This is a genomic window from Salipiger sp. HF18, from assembly GCF_011806505.1.
Lineage (GTDB): Bacteria > Pseudomonadota > Alphaproteobacteria > Rhodobacterales > Rhodobacteraceae > Salipiger > Salipiger thiooxidans.
On the sequence record NZ_JAATOS010000548.1, the window covers coordinates 1 to 2520 of the forward strand.

1 protein-coding gene and 1 pseudogene are annotated in these 2520 nt (G+C 70.7%); both read left to right on the forward strand.

Annotated elements, in window-relative coordinates:
- Positions 1-514 (forward strand): outer membrane protein assembly factor BamD (locus HC022_RS23905; protein ID WP_167454065.1); only part of this gene is annotated, 514 nt, incomplete at its 5' end.
- Positions 515-547: 33 nt separating this feature from the next.
- A pseudogene (recN, locus tag HC022_RS23910) lies at positions 548-2178 on the forward strand (DNA repair protein RecN).
- Positions 2179-2520: the final 342 nt, after the last annotated feature.

Sequence of the window (2520 nt, forward strand, 5' to 3'; positions counted from 1 at the left end):
GGCCTATGCCCAGTACCTGCTGGCGCTCAGCTACTATGACCAGATCGAGGAAGTGGGGCGCGACCAGGGGCTCACCTTCCAGGCGCTGCAGGCGCTGCGCACGGTGATCGAGCGCTATCCCGACAGCGAATACGCGCGGTCCTCGATCCTGAAGTTCGACCTCGCCTTCGACCACCTCGCGGCGAAGGAGATGGAGATCGGGCGCTATTACCTCAGGCGCCAGCACTACGGTGCCGCGATCAACCGCTTCCGCTCGGTGGTCGAGGATTTCCAGACCACGACGCACACGCCCGAGGCGCTGCACCGGCTGGTCGAAGCCTATCTGTCGCTCGGCCTCGTGAACGAGGCGCAGACCGCCGGCGCGATCCTCGGTTACAACTACCAGGGCACCGTCTGGTACGCCGACACCTATGCATTGCTGACCGGGCGCGGGCTCGAGCTGAAGCTCAAGGTGTCCGGCGACAACTGGCTGGCGCAGGTCTACCGGCAGATGGTCAAGGGCCAGTGGCTCTAGGGGACGGCGGGGCGCGACCCCGCCCGGTGCATGATGCTGCGGGCGCTTGAGATACGCGACATGCTGATCATCGACCGGCTGGACCTCAGTTTCCAGCCGGGCCTGAACGTGCTGACCGGCGAGACCGGGGCGGGGAAGTCGATCCTTCTCGATTCACTGGGTTTTGTCCTGGGCTGGCGCGGCCGCGCCGAACTGGTGCGCAGCGGCGCCGCGCAGGGCGAGGTCACCGCGGTGTTCGAGCTTTCCGCCGGCCATGCCGCGCGCGCGGTGCTGGAAGAGGCCGGTCTGCCGGTCTCGGACGAGCTGATCCTGCGGCGGGTGAACAGCGCGGATGGCCGCAAGACCGGCTGGGTCAACGACCGTCGCGCGTCGGGCGAGGTGCTGCGGCGGCTCTCGGACACGCTGGTCGAGCTGCACGGCCAGCATGACGACCGCGGCCTGCTCAACCCCTCGGGCCATCGCCTGATCCTCGACGATTATGCGGGGCTCGATGCCCTTCTGGCCGACACCCGCGCGGCCTGGGCCGGGCGCCGCGAGGCCCGCAAGCGGCTCGCCGCCGCCGAGGCGGCGCTGGCCGAGGTGAAGGCCGAGGAGGATTTCCTGCGCCACGCGGTGGAGGAGCTGGACAAGCTCGCGCCCGAGCCCGGCGAGGAGTCCGATCTCGACACCCGGCGCCGCATGATGCAGGCGGCCGAGCGCATTCGGACGCGCTTGGCTATGACGGTGCCGAGGGCGCCATGGCCAACGCGCTGCGCTGGCTCGAGGGCGCCTCGGACAAGGCAGAGGGCCGGCTCGAGGGCGCCATCGCGGCGCTGACCCGCGCCATGGCGGAGCTCGACGAGGCCGGGCGCGAGGTGGCCGAGTGCCTCGACGCGCTGGAGTTCAACCCGCACGAGCTGGAAGAGACCGAGGAGCGGCTCTTCGCCATCCGTGGGCTTGCGCGGAAGCACTCCGTGGCGCCGGACGAGCTGGCGGAGCTGGCCCAGACGCTTTCGGGCCGGCTGGCGGCGCTTGATCGTGGTGCCGAGGACATCGCCGAGCTTTCCCGCGCGGTGAAGGCGGCGGACGCGGCCTATGACGCGGCCGCAGGCGCGGCGAGTGCCGCCCGCAAGGCCGGGGCCGAGCGTCTGGACGCGGCGATGGCCGCGGAACTGGCGCCGCTCAAGATGGAGCGCGCGGTGTTCCGCACCGAGGTGAACGAGGGCGAGCCGGGCCCCGAGGGCCGCGATGCCGTGGCCTTCACCGTCGCCACCAACCCCGGCGCGCCCTCGGGGCCGCTGAACCGCATCGCCTCGGGTGGCGAGCTGTCGCGCTTCCTGCTGGCGCTGAAGGTCTGCCTCTCCGAAGAGCGCAACCGCGCGGTGACGATGATCTTCGACGAGATCGACCGCGGGGTGGGCGGCGCTACCGCCGATGCGGTCGGGCGCCGGCTCAAGGCGCTGGCCTCGGGCGGGCAGGTGCTCGTCGTGACCCACTCGCCGCAGGTCGCCGCGCTCGGTGCGCATCACTGGCGGGTGTCGAAGCGGGTCGAGAACGACGCGACGCTGTCGACCGTCACGCCGCTCGACCCCGGGGCCCGCGAAGAGGAACTGGCGCGGATGCTGTCCGGCGACACCGTGACCCCCGAAGCCAAGGCCGCTGCAAGGGCGCTGTTGGCGGGGTGATCTTTTCACTGGTGTGAGCGGGGTCTTGGGGGGCGCCTGGGTGCGGAGCTCTGGCCTCCGGCCTCGTTACGGGCCTGTGGGGCCATCGCGCTGTCGGTCGCCATCTCCTGGAAACATTTCGAGACACGGACTCCAGTCTTGCCAAGCCGGCACTCGCCCATCTCCATACGGGTGACATCGCCATTAGGGTGAAGGGTCTCCCACGGCGATGCCCTCCCTAGGACCACCGCCGCAACGATCTCTCCCGACGCCCGCACGCTGCCCCGCGCGGAATCAAGGCCGAAGGCCGCCGCGCATCGCCAGCCCGCCCCACGGGCTGGCGATATGTTGACGTCCGCGCGA